At 67.6% G+C, this 14128-nt stretch carries 18 protein-coding genes; 9 read left to right on the top strand and 9 right to left on the bottom strand.

Annotation, left to right across the window (positions count from 1 at the left end; translation table 11 throughout):
• Positions 1 to 328 precede the first annotated feature (328 nt).
• The 3 genes from OG587_RS17760 to OG587_RS17770 are packed head-to-tail and all read right to left on the bottom strand — an operon-like array spanning position 329 to position 944.
• On the bottom strand, positions 329 to 535 hold the full coding sequence (locus OG587_RS17760; RefSeq protein ID WP_329091647.1) for a hypothetical protein: 207 nt from the start codon (positions 533 to 535) through the stop codon (positions 329 to 331).
• A 56-nt stretch (positions 536 to 591) separates the two neighbouring features.
• Entirely contained in the window at positions 592 to 777 is a 186-nt protein-coding gene (locus OG587_RS17765; RefSeq protein ID WP_329091649.1) for a hypothetical protein, read from the bottom strand.
• On the bottom strand, positions 777 to 944 hold the full coding sequence (locus OG587_RS17770; RefSeq protein ID WP_329091651.1) for a hypothetical protein: 168 nt from the start codon (positions 942 to 944) through the stop codon (positions 777 to 779). Before OG587_RS17770 ends, OG587_RS17765 begins: the two co-directional genes overlap by 1 nt.
• 353 nt (positions 945 to 1297) lie before the next feature.
• Between OG587_RS17770 and OG587_RS17775 the strand changes: the two genes are divergently transcribed.
• Complete coding sequence (locus OG587_RS17775; protein WP_329091653.1) at positions 1298 to 2311, top strand: nitronate monooxygenase; 1014 nt, start codon at positions 1298 to 1300, stop codon at positions 2309 to 2311.
• 259 nt (positions 2312 to 2570) lie between these two features.
• Here OG587_RS17775 and OG587_RS17780 read toward each other — a convergent pair whose 3' ends face one another.
• Positions 2571 to 3065: an ATP-binding protein gene (locus tag OG587_RS17780; protein ID WP_329091655.1), complete on the bottom strand. Its 495-nt coding sequence runs from the start codon at positions 3063 to 3065 to the stop codon at positions 2571 to 2573.
• Positions 3062 to 3352 (bottom strand): hypothetical protein, encoded by a 291-nt coding sequence (locus tag OG587_RS17785; RefSeq protein ID WP_329091657.1) that lies wholly within the window; start codon positions 3350 to 3352, stop codon positions 3062 to 3064. Before OG587_RS17785 ends, OG587_RS17780 begins: the two co-directional genes overlap by 4 nt.
• A 280-nt stretch (positions 3353 to 3632) precedes the next feature.
• Between OG587_RS17785 and OG587_RS17790 the strand changes: the two genes are divergently transcribed.
• Positions 3633 to 4493, top strand: a complete 861-nt coding sequence (locus OG587_RS17790) for a helix-turn-helix domain-containing protein (RefSeq protein WP_329091659.1) — start codon at positions 3633 to 3635, stop codon at positions 4491 to 4493.
• Between the two features lie 28 nt (positions 4494 to 4521).
• Entirely contained in the window at positions 4522 to 4761 is a 240-nt protein-coding gene (locus OG587_RS17795; RefSeq protein WP_329091661.1) for a DUF397 domain-containing protein, read from the top strand.
• Between the two features lie 513 nt (positions 4762 to 5274).
• Here the strand turns inward: OG587_RS17795 and OG587_RS17800 are convergent.
• The gene (locus tag OG587_RS17800) at positions 5275 to 5640 is read right to left on the bottom strand and encodes a MerR family transcriptional regulator (RefSeq protein WP_329091663.1); all 366 of its coding nucleotides are present in this window, start codon (positions 5638 to 5640) and stop codon (positions 5275 to 5277) included.
• 93 nt (positions 5641 to 5733) lie between these two features.
• On the opposite strand from OG587_RS17800, the gene OG587_RS17805 reads away from it, so the two are divergent.
• On the top strand, positions 5734 to 6177 hold the full coding sequence (locus OG587_RS17805) for a hypothetical protein (protein WP_329091664.1): 444 nt from the start codon (positions 5734 to 5736) through the stop codon (positions 6175 to 6177).
• A gap of 342 nt (positions 6178 to 6519) precedes the next feature.
• A complete protein-coding gene (locus tag OG587_RS17810; RefSeq protein ID WP_329091666.1) occupies positions 6520 to 6738 on the top strand; it encodes a hypothetical protein in 219 nt (72 codons plus the stop codon).
• Here the strand turns inward: OG587_RS17810 and OG587_RS17815 are convergent.
• Positions 6705 to 7904 carry a JmjC domain-containing protein gene (locus OG587_RS17815; protein WP_329091668.1) on the bottom strand — a complete coding sequence of 400 codons (1200 nt, stop codon included), beginning with the start codon at positions 7902 to 7904 and terminating at the stop codon, positions 6705 to 6707. The genes OG587_RS17810 and OG587_RS17815 overlap by 34 nt on opposite strands.
• A 140-nt stretch (positions 7905 to 8044) precedes the next feature.
• Entirely contained in the window at positions 8045 to 8173 is a 129-nt protein-coding gene (locus tag OG587_RS17820) for a hypothetical protein (protein WP_329091670.1), read from the bottom strand.
• A gap of 214 nt (positions 8174 to 8387) precedes the next feature.
• On the opposite strand from OG587_RS17820, the gene OG587_RS17825 reads away from it, so the two are divergent.
• From OG587_RS17825 to OG587_RS17840, 4 genes are all read left to right on the top strand, one after another.
• Positions 8388 to 8564 (top strand): zinc ribbon domain-containing protein, encoded by a 177-nt coding sequence (locus tag OG587_RS17825; RefSeq protein WP_329091672.1) that lies wholly within the window; start codon positions 8388 to 8390, stop codon positions 8562 to 8564.
• A 100-nt stretch (positions 8565 to 8664) separates the two neighbouring features.
• Complete coding sequence (locus OG587_RS17830) at positions 8665 to 9228, top strand: RNA polymerase sigma factor (RefSeq protein WP_329091674.1); 564 nt, start codon at positions 8665 to 8667, stop codon at positions 9226 to 9228.
• Positions 9228 to 10166, top strand: coding sequence for a CU044_5270 family protein (locus tag OG587_RS17835; protein WP_329091676.1), 939 nt, complete (start codon positions 9228 to 9230; stop codon positions 10164 to 10166). Before OG587_RS17830 ends, OG587_RS17835 begins: the two co-directional genes overlap by 1 nt.
• Positions 10167 to 10436: 270 nt before the next feature.
• Entirely contained in the window at positions 10437 to 11270 is an 834-nt protein-coding gene (locus tag OG587_RS17840) for an ATP-grasp domain-containing protein (RefSeq protein ID WP_329091678.1), read from the top strand.
• A gap of 161 nt (positions 11271 to 11431) precedes the next feature.
• Here OG587_RS17840 and OG587_RS17845 read toward each other — a convergent pair whose 3' ends face one another.
• Complete coding sequence (locus tag OG587_RS17845) at positions 11432 to 13957, bottom strand: M14 family zinc carboxypeptidase (protein WP_329091679.1); 2526 nt, start codon at positions 13955 to 13957, stop codon at positions 11432 to 11434.
• Between the last annotated feature and the right edge of the window lie 171 nt (positions 13958 to 14128).

A 14128-nucleotide genomic window follows, 5' to 3' on the forward strand; every position in this document is an offset into this window, starting at 1 on the left:
ATGGTCTTTTCCCTCGTTAGGCCAGATCGGTCGGGAAGTCGTGCCAGGCGTCGGTCGATTCGGCTGCGGCGGCCGACAGGCCGATGAAGACGGGTTTCCCCTCGGTGGTGATGCCCCAGGCGGCCGGCACCGGCTCGGGGCGGCGTCACCGGCCGCAAAGTAGCAAGAAAGCCCAGGTCAAAGCCTTCTGGCAGTATCCTTGATCAAGGTGCGAATCCATAGCGCTCCGCGGTCGTCTGGGGCAGCGGTCTTCTCACGGGGCCGATGGACAGCCACGATGCGGTTCAGGCTCTCTACCAGATGATGGAACCAATCACTCACGGTTACTTCACCCCTGGTGACGCCGCCCCGAGCGGAGGACCGGGTCTGGCTGCCCGCCGAACACGCGCCCCTTGACGACCTTGCTGGCCAGCCGGAACCGGCACCCACCACCGGGGACCTCCACCGGTTCGCGCCGGGAGCCCACGGCGATCTCCATGAGTTCGCTGCCCCGCATGCCGCTGATCGCCGCCGTGACCGTGATCGTCGCGGTCATGATGATCGAGGTCAGGCTATAGACCTGCCGATTGAGTATCGGCTCGGTCCAGGCGATCAGCTCCGGCTCGGGAGAGCCCACGCTGTCGGCCCGGGGAACGAGCAGTGCCTGACGGCCCCATACTCCTCCAACCCCAGCTCGGCGACCGCGCGCTCCAACGTGGGCCTGATTTTTGGTCTCAGGGACCGGCTGATCTCCCGCAGCCCGACCTGCCAGGCCAGCACCCCGGTATGCAGATGCATCAGCGGATCGCCGGGGTCCTTTTCGACACCTCGGCATACACCCGCCACGTACACGGCGCCGGGGCACCGCTGACGGGCAGCTCGCGCAGCCATCCGTTTGCCACGACTGATGGCCGTGACTGTCCGGACTCCTCCAGGACCAGGTCCTCATCGATCAGGATCGGCATGCCTTCGCGAATGATCGGAGGCTGGTCCAGTCCTCAGTTCTCCCCGCCCTCAGAAGTGAACGGAACTGGCAGCATTGGTCGAACCTCTATTCGGTACTTGTCGGAATGCAAGTGACTACAGAGGATGATGAGCAAGCTTGGGCCAGACCAAGAAGAGGAATCAGGACACGTCAACTCAGCAGCGACAACCTGACAAAGCACTGCCAGGCGCCTGACCTGGAGCTAGGTGGCGCCGCGGTGGCATAGCCTTCCAGGGACTGAGGGAGACATCGCCTGTGGTGTGGCCATCCGGTCCCGTTCACTGTTGCGGCGCCGATGGTCAGGCCGCGAGGGCGCTGGGGGAGGAGGATCCGATGTCCGATCCGGTGCCGTGGTCGTTCAGGTTGCCGGTCGTGCAGGCTCCCATGGCCGGTGGGGCGTCCACTCCCGAACTGGCCGCGGCCGTGTCCGAAGCGGGCGGCCTGGGGTTTCTCGCGGCCGGTTACAAGACAGCCGCGCAGACACGCCAGGAGATCGAGCGGACGCGTGAGCTCACGTCCCGTCCGTTCGGGGTGAATGTGTTCATGCCTACGGCCGACGAGGTCGATCAGGCCGAGATCGACGCCTATGCGCGGGTCATCGAGGGGGAGGCGCGGCTGCTGAGCGCCACTCTGGGAGTCCCGCGCGGGGGCGACGACGATTTTACGGCCAAGGTCGCGGATCTGCTGACGGATCCGCCCGCGGTGGTGGGGTTCACGTTCGGTTGTCCGGAGGACGAGCTGATCCAGGCGTTTCGCCACCGGGGGACCACTGTGATGGTCACGGTGACGTCGGCGGCCGAAGCGCGGCTCGCCTCGGCGGCCGATGTGCTGTGCGTCCAGGGGGAGGAGGCGGGGGGCCATCGCGGGTCGTTCACCAATGCGGACGTCGAGGCGATGAGCCTGGAGCGCCTGCTGTCCCAGGTGCGAGAGGTGTCACGGCTTCCCCTCGTCGCGGCCGGCGGTGTCGCCTCGTCCGCCGACGTCTCCCGGGTCCTGTCCGCGGGAGCGGTCGCGGCCGTGGCGGGCACCGCCTTCCTGCTCTGCCCCGAGAGCGGGACCAGCGTGGTCCACCGTGCGGCGCTGACCGATCCCCGCTTCACGCGTACCGCCGTCACCAGAGCCTTCACCGGACGTCCGGCGCGCGGCCTGGTCAACCGATTCATGACGGAGTACTCCGGCCGGGCACCCGCGGCCTATCCGCAGGTCCACCACCTTACGGCGCCGCTGCGTCGCGCCGCGGCGGCCCGCGGGGACGCCGAGACACTGCACCTTTGGGCCGGGACCTCCTGGAACCAGGCACGGAGCACACCGGCGGCGAACGTCACCGCGGACCTGGCCGCGATCTGAGAACGGTCTCCGAAGTCTCCGGCTCACCCGAAAATCCGAACTCCTGCGTCTGTTGGACTTCGGGCGGGCTGTCGCCGTACCGGATCGCGTTGAGGCGGGTGGCCATCTCGATCGGGTTCGGTGTGCTCACGGTTGAGCGGGCCGCCGCCGCGTTCAGGTGAGGTGATGCCGTTGTGGCCGATGTCGTCAGCGGTCGCGGAGCGCATCTCGACCATGTAGGCCACCGTGGCCTTGCCGACCGCGTTTACCAGGGCAGCGTTTACCGAGAGGGAAGGGGGCCATGGCCCGACGGGTGACCGGTCGCGAGCCGGAACCAGACGGCCCCGCCCGCTTCGTCGTCCTGGCTGCTGCCCCACGTGCTCGCCATCAGGTTCACCCAGCTCAGGCCGCGACCGCTGAGGCTCTCGCCGTCTGCCGTCCGGATCGCGGGCACACTGGTGGCCGAGCCGTCGTCGATCACCTCGATGTGGATCACATCTCCGCCGAGGCCCACAAGGACCGTGACCAGCCCATCGGGGCCGGCCGAGTCGCTGTGCAGGATCGCGTTGGTGACGACCTCGCTGACCAGTAGTTCGAGTGTCTCCATCGTCTCGGCGGCCGTGTGGCCGTCCAGGAGTTCCAGTACCCACCTGCGGGCGGCCCCCGCCGACTGCGGGACGCCGGGGAAGTCGCGCTGCCCCACGACGCACAGCCCGTCCCAGCGTTCGATCGTCGTGTCCGACGCGCGGTGACCGGCCTGCTCGTCCGCGCTCATCCGGCCACCGCCGAGACGATCATGTCGGCCGCGTTGTCCGCCTCGGCCCATACCCATTCGCCGCGCCGCCAGAGCACCGACCACCAGGGACGCCAGACGAAGGCCCAGCCACAGGCGCGGCGGGTGACCTGGACCCGGACCCGCACCTCGGCGGTGGACATGAGCTCCAGGACCGGCGGTCCGGTGGCGGGGACGACGAGCGAGGTGGGCACCCCGAGAACCCGCAGGTCCCAGCCGAGTCGTACGAGATGGATGTACTGCTCTTGTTGCGGATCACGCACGTCCATGGCTCGGCTCCGGAGTTCGCTGACACACGGCAGATTCCACGGGTGTGATCGTCAGCTCAGTAGCGCTGTCAGATCGCAGGTGTAGAACCCCTGGGGCTCTCACCTGGGGCGTGGCCCGATCCACGCTTGGTGCACTGACATCATGTGGGCACTCTGAGTTAGCTGGCAATATGATTGACAATATTGCCAGCACAAATGTCGGAGAGGATCTTCGGTCTCGCTTGCCCGACATCTTGGGTGACGGCAGACTGAAGCGATCTCAACGCAAGGGGAGCCCATCGTGAGCGCCGAGCAGCCGGCCACCATACGAACCCGCAGGCTCGCGGGTGAGTTGCGACGCCTGCGCGAGGTGACAGGTCTCACCGGCGACCAAGCGGCCAAGCAGCTGGGCTGGGACCCCTCCAAGCTCAGCCGCTACGAGACGGCCCGCAGGCGCGTCCAGTCCAAGGACCTGCAGGCACTTCTCGATCTCTACGCCGTCCCCGACGGCAAACGGCAGGCCCTTGTCGATCTGGCGCGTAACTCACGGTTCAAAGGGTGGTGGGACGCCTACGGCGACACCCTGCCCACCGAACTCGCCGCCTACATCGCCCTCGAAGCCGAAGCCACGTCTATCCGGGGTTTCTCCGCGCAGATCGTTCCCGGAATGCTTCAAACCGATGAGTACGCACGCTCTGTCATTCGCGCCGGACTCATGGACCTCGTGCCCCGGGGTGAAATCGAACGCCGGGTGGAAGCCCGCAAAACCCGCCAGCGGCTTCTCGGCCGAGAGTCCTCCCCTCTCGACTACTGGATCATCCTGAGCGAGGCCGCACTTCGAAACAGGGTGGGCTCTCCGGAGGACATGCGGACCCAGTGCCACCACCTGATGAAGCTGAGCCGAACCGCCAATGTCACCATCCAGGTCCTCCCCTTCGTCTCCGGCGCCCATCCCGCAACAGCGGGGACCTTCTCCATCCTCAGCTTTCCGGCCCACTATGACGATGACGTTGTGTACGTCGAGACGCTCACCAGCAACCTCTGGGTAGAGGACGAAAGGGACGTTCACCGCTATACACTTGCTTTTGATCACCTTCGCGTAACGGCATACGAGGTCGAGGAGTCTCTCTCCTTTATCGCCGCCGTTGCCGACGAGCTGTGATCGTCGACTCGACGGAAGGAGTTGCGGGATGACTGCGTTCGAGCATCCGCACGCCGTGTGGCGCACGAGCAGCCTGAGCGCCAACGGCGCCGACTGCGTCCAAGTCGGCGTCGTGAACGATGTCAGCGGGCACAAAGCGGATCCAAGTCAGACGTTCCTGGTTCGCGACTCCAAGAACCCCAACAGTGGAACCCTGGCCTTCACTCCTACGGAATGGCGCACCTTCCTCGGCGGAGTGAAGAGCGGCGAATTCAACGACCTGGTTTAGCCCGCCAACCCATGGTTGACATCGCTGTTTGCGATGGAGGCCGCAGGGTGCCCGGCCAAGTTACGGTCGGCCTCTTCGCGCACCTCGTGACTATGCTGCCCCCAAATCAGCAGTTGTGTGCGCCGTGGAAGAATTTCCCTGCTGGATTAAGCTTGTGTCCGATCCCTAGACGAGATCGGCCACCCTCGATCCATTTTTGTGATCATGGATTTTGCAGCGAACCTCCGAGGTATTCTGCACAACCAGAGGTTCACTGCAATTTCCCCAGGATCGGCCGCAGCTACAGGCCCTTTGAACTGCGACTTTACCTTGGGGTCCTCATCGCCCCTGCGAGGGGTTGCAACATCTCGCCGACTCCGCTGGCCCAGACGGCGATGCTGGTCCTCATCGCCCCTACGAGCAGGGCCCCGGCGTTGATTCACTATGTCCAGTTCCGGCATGTTGATCAGATGTTGTAGACGGCGAAGATGGCATCGCGGTAACAGGGCCGACCCGTAGGGCTCTGCCGGGTGCTCAGCCGGCCTGGTCGGCCGCCCGCAAGGGACATCCGGTGCCGACGCGCGCGGTGAGCTCGGTCCGCAGGGCGGCGAGTTCGGCCATGCGCGCGTCGACGATCTGGATCTTCTCCTCGAACAGCGCGGACAACGCTTTCGCGGCGTCCGGCGCGTCGTGCAGTTCCTCGCCATGCCGTGCGATCTCTGCCAGTGAGAATCCGAGAGTCTGCGCCGTGCGGACGTAGTGCAGCCAGGCCACCGCCTCGGGAGGAAAGTCGCGGTAACCGTTGGCCAGCCGTCGACCTGCGACGAGGCCGACCTTCTCGTAGAAGCGGATGGTGTCCCTGGTCATACCCGCCTGGGCGGCCAGTTCTCCGATGCGCATGACCCTCCGTCGGATTCCGGGACTTGACCTTGGAGCGTACTCCACCCTTTACCGTGAGGCGTCGTTGCCGTGAGAACAGCAAGGAGGCTCGTCGTGATCCCCCGTTTCACCCCTTCCCGCCCCGCCTATCTTCGCGCCGTACGTGCCAGTGCCTGGTACGACCTCGTCGTCACGGCGGGATTCGCGACGCCGTGGACGTACGCGCTGTTGCATGGTGCGCTGTCGTCGTTGAGTGGCGCGTTCGGCCTGGGCGTCATGCCGGCACTCGACCCGATGCAGACCCTGTTCGCGAATCTGATGGGCTCGGTCGTCGTCGTCTGGGCCGTTCTACGCATCGTCAGGCCACTACCGGTGCACGGACTGTTCGACGGTGCCGCGCGCACGCTGTTCGCGGCATGGCAGGCATACGCACTGGCCCACGGCGCCACGCGGCTGTTGTGGCTGTTCCTCATCGCCGAGGTCGCGTTCGGCGTCGTCCAGCTTGTGCCGTGGTGGCGCAGCCGACGTCCTCAGCCACTCCCCGCCAACCTGTCCTGATCGCCCACGCAGCCACGGCGAGAGTGGTGAAGCCGATCGCGGGCGGGTCCGGGTCCAAGTCATCGGGGCGCAGTCGTAGAACACTCGATGCCTGTACCTCCCGGGCCGGGGCGGGGCGCGGTGAAGGCGCGGTGTCGGGTTCTCGACACGCCGCGGACGGTGGACCGGGCCGGTTCAGGGGCGGCCGCGTGCCCAGATCGCTGGTGTGATCCCCTGGCACTTCGCGCTGAGGTCCACGCCGACAGCGCCACCGCACACGAGGACTGGCGGGCTGACCACGGTTCCCTGAGATATGCGGTCACCGAAGTTCCGGCCGAGGTCCGGGCCGATGTGCTCACCCTTATGCGTGATTTGGGGCTGCGGTTCGGCGCCTTGAACTTCGTGGTGGACCACGAGGGCCGATACTGGTTCCTGGAGGTCAACCCTTGCGGCCAATGGGATTGGAACCAGGCCGCCACCGGTCTGCCCATCTCTGACGCCATCGCCGACGAGCTGCCGGCGATGGAGACCGAGTTCCAGCGCTCCGGTCAGGAGGCGGCGTTCAGAACGAGACCGGTGTAGCCCGCGGCCAACTCGGGAGTGAGGGTCGCGCACAACTCTTCCTTCGTCAAGATCTCGGCCAGTTGGTGCACCTCGGCTCCGACCGTGTCGGCTGCTCGCTCCAGGTGCACCGGATGCCCACTCAGCAGGAGACGCAAGGCCGGCAGGGCCTTGGCCTTGAACGTGAGCTTTTTCCCGGACGCGAGCACCTCGACCGTCTGGCCGTGATCGCGGAGCTGGGGACGGAACTCACTGACGCAGACGACGGAGGCGATCTGTCCGAAGGTCTCCAGGAAGGGGACGTGCCGGGGCGGGGCGACGTCCTGCTCCCGGGCCGCCAGAAAGTCCGCGGGGCTGCGGGATTCGACGAGCCGGACGGCCGCTTCGACCAGCGCGGAGTGCTGCTCCGGGTTGGTCGAGCGGTCCAGATCGCGACGGAAGAGCTCGTTTTCCCGAGACCAGTCAGTGAGCCAGGACAGCCAGCCCGCTCCGGTCCGCGTGGTGAACCCGAGCGTCATGTGCAGGCTGTGACCTGAGCCGCGGCCGCTGCGGCCGGCTTGGTGCCAGTGGCCGCGCGGGATGTGCATGACGTCGCCGGCGTTCATGGTGCCGGCCCAGATGGTTTCCTCGCTGGGCTCGTTGTTCTGAGCGGTATCGCGGTAGAGCGGTGCCGCCCGCGACATGCCCCGTACCTCCCAGTCCTTCTCGCCCGAAAGCTGGACGACCAGGACGTCGTGATCGTCCCAGTGCAGGCCGAAGCCGTCCGCGCCGTTCGTGGTGAGGTAGATGTTGACCGTGACCCGCTCCCCCGACCACCACTGGATGGCCCGGCAGGCCACTTCGAGTGTGGGGTCAAAGACGTTCGCCCGATCCAGAACCATTGTCACGCCCTCTCGGAGGAGATTCCCGAGGTAGCGCATGTTCACCATGCCGATGGCCTGGCCGGGGCTGTTCATGTCATGGCTCAAGTACTTGCCGGGGTGCAGCTCCTGGCCGTCCCGGAAGCAGCGGATCTGCGGACTTCCCAGGCTCCGGCGCATCACCAGATCCAGGATCCGGGTGGGGGAGAGCATGCGCGTGGCCAGATCCGGGTCGCGGAGGCTGCCCCGGGCGAACCGGGCGCCGAGATGATCTGGCCCGTCCCACCCCAACGCCTCTTCGATACCGGTGACCAACCTGTGGTCCACTGCTCCTCCTGATGTGGGAACGATGGTGATTCCGGATGGGGGAGGCCGCGCAACCTCTCGGCGGCGCGGCCCCGTTACCGTCCTGCGAAGCCAGCCTTAGACGTGGTGGTGAAGCGCCACGGTCTCGCTGTTCGGCCAGGCTAGCCCCAGGCGATGTCGGCGGTGATCGCGTTGGGCATGGAGCTGTCGAAGCGGTCGCGCACGCTCTCCAGCGCTTCCACCGCTACCAGGAGGTCATCGCTGTTTCGGGTGTTTTGCGTATCACTCACGTGTGTCGCTCCATTTGGTGAGAGGTTCAATGCCTCGCGGATAATGTCATAGATCATATCCGTGAGGCGGAGTTGTCCCGATTGCCTTCCTGGATGCGTGCGGACGTGCTGGACGTCGATACAGGGTCCGGCCACAGCGCCGCTCTGCTGCCTGCACCGGCTAGGCGGCTAGGCGGCGGCCGGGTGACCGGCATCGACGTAGACCCGTACCTCGTTGAGGCAGCCGCCGGGCGGCTGGAAAGCGAAACGGTATGGCCGCCACTTCGGGAAGATCGACCGCTGGGTTCCGTCGTCGAAGCTGTGCTCGGCGTGCGGGACCATCGCCACCTCAATGCCGTTGAACGTCCGGTCGCGGATCTGCCGGTGCTTCAAACGGTCGGAGAGGGAGTGACGGCACTGTGCCGTGCGTCACGTTTTCCTCCGGATCGAGAACCTGGTTGCGGTCTGCGGGAGACAGCAGGGCGACCAACCGATCTCACTAAGGAGGGCCGTTGACCATTGAGACGGCCGAACTCGACGACGCCGAGCTGATCAGGCGATCCGCGGACGATCCAGAGCAGTTCGCCGCGCTGTTCGATCGGTACGCCCGGCAGATCCACCTGTACGCCGCACGGCGGATCGGCACACAGGCAGCCGACGACATCGTGGCCGAGACGTTCCTGGCCGCGTTCCGGCGGCGCGACTCGTACGACCAGTCGTTCCCGCTGGCGCGCCCCTGGCTGTACGGCATCGCCACCACGCTCATCGCCCGGCACCGGCGCCAGGAGGAGCGGATGCTGCGGGCGCTGAGCCGTACCGGTGTGGATCCGCTGCCGGAGCCGGTGGCCGACACCGTGGTCAGCAGGGTCGCCGCGCGAGACAGGGAACGCGAGCTGGCGGGGGCGCTGGCGTCGCTGTCTCGCGGCGACCGCGACGTGCTGCTGCTGGTGGCGTGGGAGGACCTCAGCTACGAGGAGGTCGCGCAGGCGCTCGGCATCGCGTTGGGGACCGTGCGGTCGCGGCTGCACCGGGCCAGAAAGAAGGCACGAGCCGTACTGGGAGATGAGGAGCTGTGATGAGCACGATCAAGGACTTCCGACGGGACACCCCGCCGATGACGGCGCGGGTGGAGAACACCGCTCGGGCGCGGCTGCTGGCGGCGGCGCGCGAGCCCGAGCCCCGCAGCGGGCTGTGGCGTGCGCCGCGGCTCGGCCGGCGGCTCGTGATCGCCGGCGCACTGGCCGCGGTGGTCGGCGCCGGCGTGGTGGTGGTACGCGACCAGCCGCGCGCGGTCTCGGTGGCGAGCGTGCAGGAGTTGGGCGAGCGGGCCGCGCGGGCCGCCTACGACGACCGCGGGCAGGTACCGAATCCCGGCCAGTGGTTGTACATCAGGGAGCTCCAGGCGCCGCAGTCCGAGGACGGCGGCTATGGCGTGGACGTCTCCAAGCGCGCGGTCTGGGAACGGTGGACCAGCGTGGACGGCAAGCAGGAGGCCTCCCTGATCAACGGAAAGCTGCTCGTGCAGCGCAACCACCCGGGGCTCGGCGCGGCCGATCTGGCCGATCAGCCCATCACCCCGGAGGGGGTGCTCGCGAAGATTCGCCAGAAGCTGGAGGACATGCGCATGGTGTCGGCAACCGGGCCACTTCCCTCCATGGATCAGCGGCTCTTCCAGGCCGTCTACCAGCTCATGGGCACCCAGGCGCTCCCGTCGGAGGTGCGGGCGGCGCTGTTTCGCGGCCTGGCCACGATCCCCGGCGTGAGTTTCACCGAGAACGTCGCGGACGCCGACGGCAGGCGGGGGGTCGCGTTCAGCTACACCGGTGAGTGGGCCCGCTACGACCTCATCCTCGACCCCGTCGACTTCCGCTTCCTCGGCACCTACGGCGTGACCGTCAAGGATCGGACCACGAACCACACCGGCGTCCCGAACCTCGTCATCAAGGCGGGCACGCCGCTCACGCTGACGGCCTGGCTGGAGTCCAAGGTGGTGGACGGTCCCGGCCAGAAATGAGCCTTCCCAGGGTATGGCGGTAGCGCCACGGCGAAAGAGCGGCTTCGGCTGACCGCGCGCCGGGGGATCGCATCACAGTCCGGATCGACATCCCGGCCCGCACATCGTGTCGGATCGCCGCGTAGAGCTCGGCCTTGGACTGCGACGGCATCGACCCGCACGGCATCGACCCGCACGGGCCGTAAATATGCGACATCCGGCCCATAGCCCGATATGTCGCTTCTAGGTAAGGTGCCTTCTGTTTATTTGGTGCTGACGCAGGGGGTTTTCATGGGCGTTTCCGTGGCGTACGTGACCTTCGCCGACCCGGACGGGCTCGACGACGAGAAGGAGGTCGCCGTCGCGGCGTGGGCCGAGGAGGGGATCACCGGGCAGATCGTGCGGTGGGACGACCCCGGGGTCGACTGGGCCGCGTTCGACGCCGTCGTGGTTCGTACGCCCTGGGACTACGTGAGTCGGCGGGCGGAGTTCCTCGCGTGGGCCTACCGGACGGAGGCGGTCACGCGGGTGCTCAATCCGGCGGCCGTGCTGGAGCGCAACACCGACAAGACCTACCTGCGGGACCTGGACGTGCCGTTCATTCCCACCTACTGGGTCGCGCCGGGTGAGGCCGTGGACTTCCCGATCCTGGGCGAGTACGTGGTCAAGCCCTCCATCTCGGCCGGGGCCCGCGACACGATCAGGACCGGGGACCGGGAGGTGGCCGAGGCCCACGCGGCCCGGCTGGCCGCCGGGGGGCGGACCGCGATGATCCAGCCGTACCTGGACATGGTCGAGACCGAGGGGGAGACCTCGCTGCTGTATTTCGGCGGCCGGTTCAGTCACGCCATCCGGCGCAACGCGATGCTGGTGGAGAGCGCCACCAAGCCGGGGCAGGGGAACGACCACGGAGAGCTGCGCGTCCCCGAGCCCGACCAGATCGCCCTGGCCGAGCGGGTGCTCGGTGAGTTCCCCGAGGTGCTCTACGCCCGCGTGGACCTGGTCCGCCTGGCCGACGGCAGCCCGGCTCTCATCGAGGTCGAGCTCACCGAGCCGTACCTGTTCCTGCGGTACGCGCCCGGCGCCGCCGCGACCCTGGCCCGTGCCCTGGCCGAGACGCTCTGACGTCCCGTACAAGGCGTCCCGTACAAGGCGGTCTGTACGAGGCGGTTCGTACGAGGCGGTCCGTACAGGTTCCTGCGGTACGCGTCCGGCGCCGTCGCCGATCGGACCCGTACAGACGCGACGGCGCGCGTCCCGGGGGAGGGACGCGCGCCGTGCGGTTGTTACTGCGGCATCACCACCGCGAGCGGGGAGACCCCGGCGGTGCGCAGGGCACCGGGGAGCTTCCGGGCCCAGGGGTGTTCGTGCAGGTCGAGCTCCTCGGGGTTGGCGACCGTGAACCGGACGGCTCCGCCGGTGGCGGGCTGCTCGGTCCAGGTGGCGCCGAAGCCCTTCAGAGCCGCGGTGACCTTGTCACGGTCGGACGCGGGGACCGTGACGCGGATCGGCGATCCGCGGTCCGGGATGGCCGCGGCGGCCTGGGAGGGGGCGGGGGCGAGCGCCCGCGCCCGCGCGGAGGCGGACGGCAGGTCGGCGGTGATCGCGTTGGAGATGATCTTCATCGTGCCGTCGGTGAAGGCGCGGAAGTTCGGGTCGGCGGCGAACAGCACCGCGTGACCGTTGCCCACCGGCTCGTCGACCGCGGCCGCCGTCCCGCCGAGCTCCTCGGCGCCCAGCGCGAAACCGGACTGGTACCAGTCGGGCGAGTTCGCGGCAGGGTAGGAGGAGACCACGTGCGCGGGGTTGGCGGCGCGCATGATCAGGTCGTACGCGTAGAACTGCATCACGCTCGACCCGACGCCCTTGCTCAGCGGACCCTGGGCCACGGTGGTGCGGAAGAGCGTGCCGGGGACGTCCGAGGTCGGCTCGGTCAGCGTCACGCCGGAGACACCGGCCAGGACGGCGAGCTGGGTGCCGCCCGCCCAGCCGACGTACCGTCCGCCGCCGTTGACCCAGTCGCGCAGTGCCGCGCGCCCGGCGTCGCCGAGGGCGGTGTTCGCCGAGTTGGCGGAGCCGTCGGGCACGAGGACCACGTCAAGCCCGGTGAGCTTGCCCGCGGCGACGTCGGCCGGGGTGAGCACCGTGTAGGGCAGCTTCCAGTCGCGGTCGAGGCGGTGACGGAGCCAGCCGGAGGACTCGGCGGCGTTCTGCGCCGCGCCGCCGGACAGCTGCAGGACCCCGATCTTGCGGGAGGTGGTGACCTTGGTCGACGGGGCGTCCACCGGCTGGACCGGCGTCGCGAGGGGCAGCAGCACCTGGCCGGAGGATCCGCCGGAGACGTTGCCGAGCAGCGGCATGCTCCACGCGGTCACGTCGTAGAAGTACGGGAACGGCGTGTAGGTGTCCTCGTTCAGCATGGCCTGGACCCAGTGCTTCTGGCCCTGGGCCATCGGGATCCAGTAGGTGCCCCTGGGCAGGGTGGTCCTCGCCTCGGGCTTGCCGTACGCCTTGAAGTCCTTGACCGTGAGCGGCAGGGCCAGCTTGAACACCTGGACGTCCATGCGCTGGAGCCGCCGTACGATCAGGTCGGTCTCCGCCTTCTTGGCCGGGTCGTCGGCGCGCAGGAAGTAGTGGCGGACCTTGCGGTCGGGAACCTGGGTGATGACCTCGTTGCCCGGGTTGTAGACCTGGTTCGGCTCCAGCTTGCCGTCGAGGCCCTGCTTGAGCGCGTCGGCGTACATGCGGTGCCAGGTGGTGAGGATCTCGGTCTTCTTGGCGGCGGCGGCCGAGAGCGAGACCCACTGGGTCAGCCACTGCTCGAAGGCCCGGGTGGCGATCGGGGAGGAGCTTCCCTTCTCGTACGTCATGCCCGCCGCGTTGAACCCGGTCGTCGGGACCGTGTCGCCGTAGCCCATGTAGAACATGTCGTAGACGTCGCGGTTGAAGAACGGGATCCCGCGCTCGGTGAACTCACCGATCATCGCGGCGCCGTAGGTGTTGTTGATCCAGTCGATCGCCGGCTCGGCGATGTCGTGGTAGAACGGGTCGGCGTTCGGCGGGAAGAAGAACTCGGTGCCGCCCATCTCGTGGGCGTCGATGAAGAGCTGCGGCGGATACTTGCGCATCAGCTCGATCTTGCCGTCGGTCTCCGGCTGGGTCCGCGCGAACCAGTCGCGGTTCATGTCGAACGAGTAGGCGTTGCGCCTGGTGTCGGCCTCGCGGCCGTCGGGGTTCTGCGTCGGCAGGATCACCACGATGGCGTTGTCGAGAATGCGCTTGGCCGCGCAGTCGTCCCGGCCGGCCAGGTCGTGAAGGGTCCGCAGGGCCGCGTCGGTGCCGCTCTCCTCGCCGCCGTGCACGTTTCCGGCGATCCACAGGATCGCGGGCGTGTTCCTGGCGAGGACCTTCGCCGCGGAGGCGGGGGTGAGGGGGTTGCGCAGCAGCTTGATCGAGGACTCGATCGCGCGCAGGTTCCTGATGTTGTTCGAGGTGCCGACGATCGCGTACTTCAGCGGGCGTCCCTCGGCGGTCGTGGCCAGGGTGCCGGAGACGACCCGGTCGCTGGCCCTGTCGATCGCGGTGAGCAGGGTGTCGGACTCGGCCGAGGTGACCTCCCGCTCGCCGAGCTCGAAGCCGAGAACGCTCTTCGGCGTCGGCACCTTGCCGTTGTACGCCGGGGGAGTCTGGGTAGCGTCACAGGTGGTCACGGAGGGTGCGGCCGGAGTGGGATCCGCCTGGGCGGCTCCGGCGGGAAGGGCGATGGCGACGGCCAGTACGGCCGGTGCCATCACCTTGAAACGCTTCAGCATGAGGTAAAGCTGTCATCTGGAAGAAATGACGGCAAGAGATAAAATTTTACACTTGTGTTACGAATGGTGCTTTTGAGACTTTTGTGACCCAGGATCCCGATTATCTGGTCGTGAGCGGAGAGTCCCGCGGCCCGATGGGGTCTACGCGTGACCGGAGAGCGGTCCGCTGGG

Source organism: Streptosporangium sp. NBC_01469, from assembly GCF_036227305.1.
Taxonomy (GTDB): Bacteria; Actinomycetota; Actinomycetes; order Streptosporangiales; family Streptosporangiaceae; genus Streptosporangium.

What these genes read in the sequence shown, in the direction of transcription:
- OG587_RS17775 (WP_329091653.1), top strand. Translation starts at nt 1,298, where the DNA reads ATGTCCGATCCGGTGCCGTGGTCGTTCAGGTTGCCGGTCGTGCAGGCT.
- OG587_RS17800 (WP_329091663.1), bottom strand. Translation starts at nt 5,640, where the DNA reads ATGCGCATCGGAGAACTGGCCGCCCAGGCGGGTATGACCAGGGACACC.
- OG587_RS17845 (WP_329091679.1), bottom strand. Translation starts at nt 13,957, where the DNA reads ATGCTGAAGCGTTTCAAGGTGATGGCACCGGCCGTACTGGCCGTCGCC.
- OG587_RS17810 (WP_329091666.1), top strand. Translation starts at nt 6,520, where the DNA reads ATGCGTGATTTGGGGCTGCGGTTCGGCGCCTTGAACTTCGTGGTGGAC.
- OG587_RS17780 (WP_329091655.1), bottom strand. Translation starts at nt 3,065, where the DNA reads ATGAGCGCGGACGAGCAGGCCGGTCACCGCGCGTCGGACACGACGATC.
- OG587_RS17785 (WP_329091657.1), bottom strand. Translation starts at nt 3,352, where the DNA reads ATGGACGTGCGTGATCCGCAACAAGAGCAGTACATCCATCTCGTACGA.
- OG587_RS17760 (WP_329091647.1), bottom strand. Translation starts at nt 535, where the DNA reads ATGACCGCGACGATCACGGTCACGGCGGCGATCAGCGGCATGCGGGGC.
- OG587_RS17795 (WP_329091661.1), top strand. Translation starts at nt 4,522, where the DNA reads ATGACTGCGTTCGAGCATCCGCACGCCGTGTGGCGCACGAGCAGCCTG.
- OG587_RS17840 (WP_329091678.1), top strand. Translation starts at nt 10,437, where the DNA reads ATGGGCGTTTCCGTGGCGTACGTGACCTTCGCCGACCCGGACGGGCTC.
- OG587_RS17770 (WP_329091651.1), bottom strand. Translation starts at nt 944, where the DNA reads ATGCCGATCCTGATCGATGAGGACCTGGTCCTGGAGGAGTCCGGACAG.
- OG587_RS17765 (WP_329091649.1), bottom strand. Translation starts at nt 777, where the DNA reads ATGCATCTGCATACCGGGGTGCTGGCCTGGCAGGTCGGGCTGCGGGAG.
- OG587_RS17835 (WP_329091676.1), top strand. Translation starts at nt 9,228, where the DNA reads ATGAGCACGATCAAGGACTTCCGACGGGACACCCCGCCGATGACGGCG.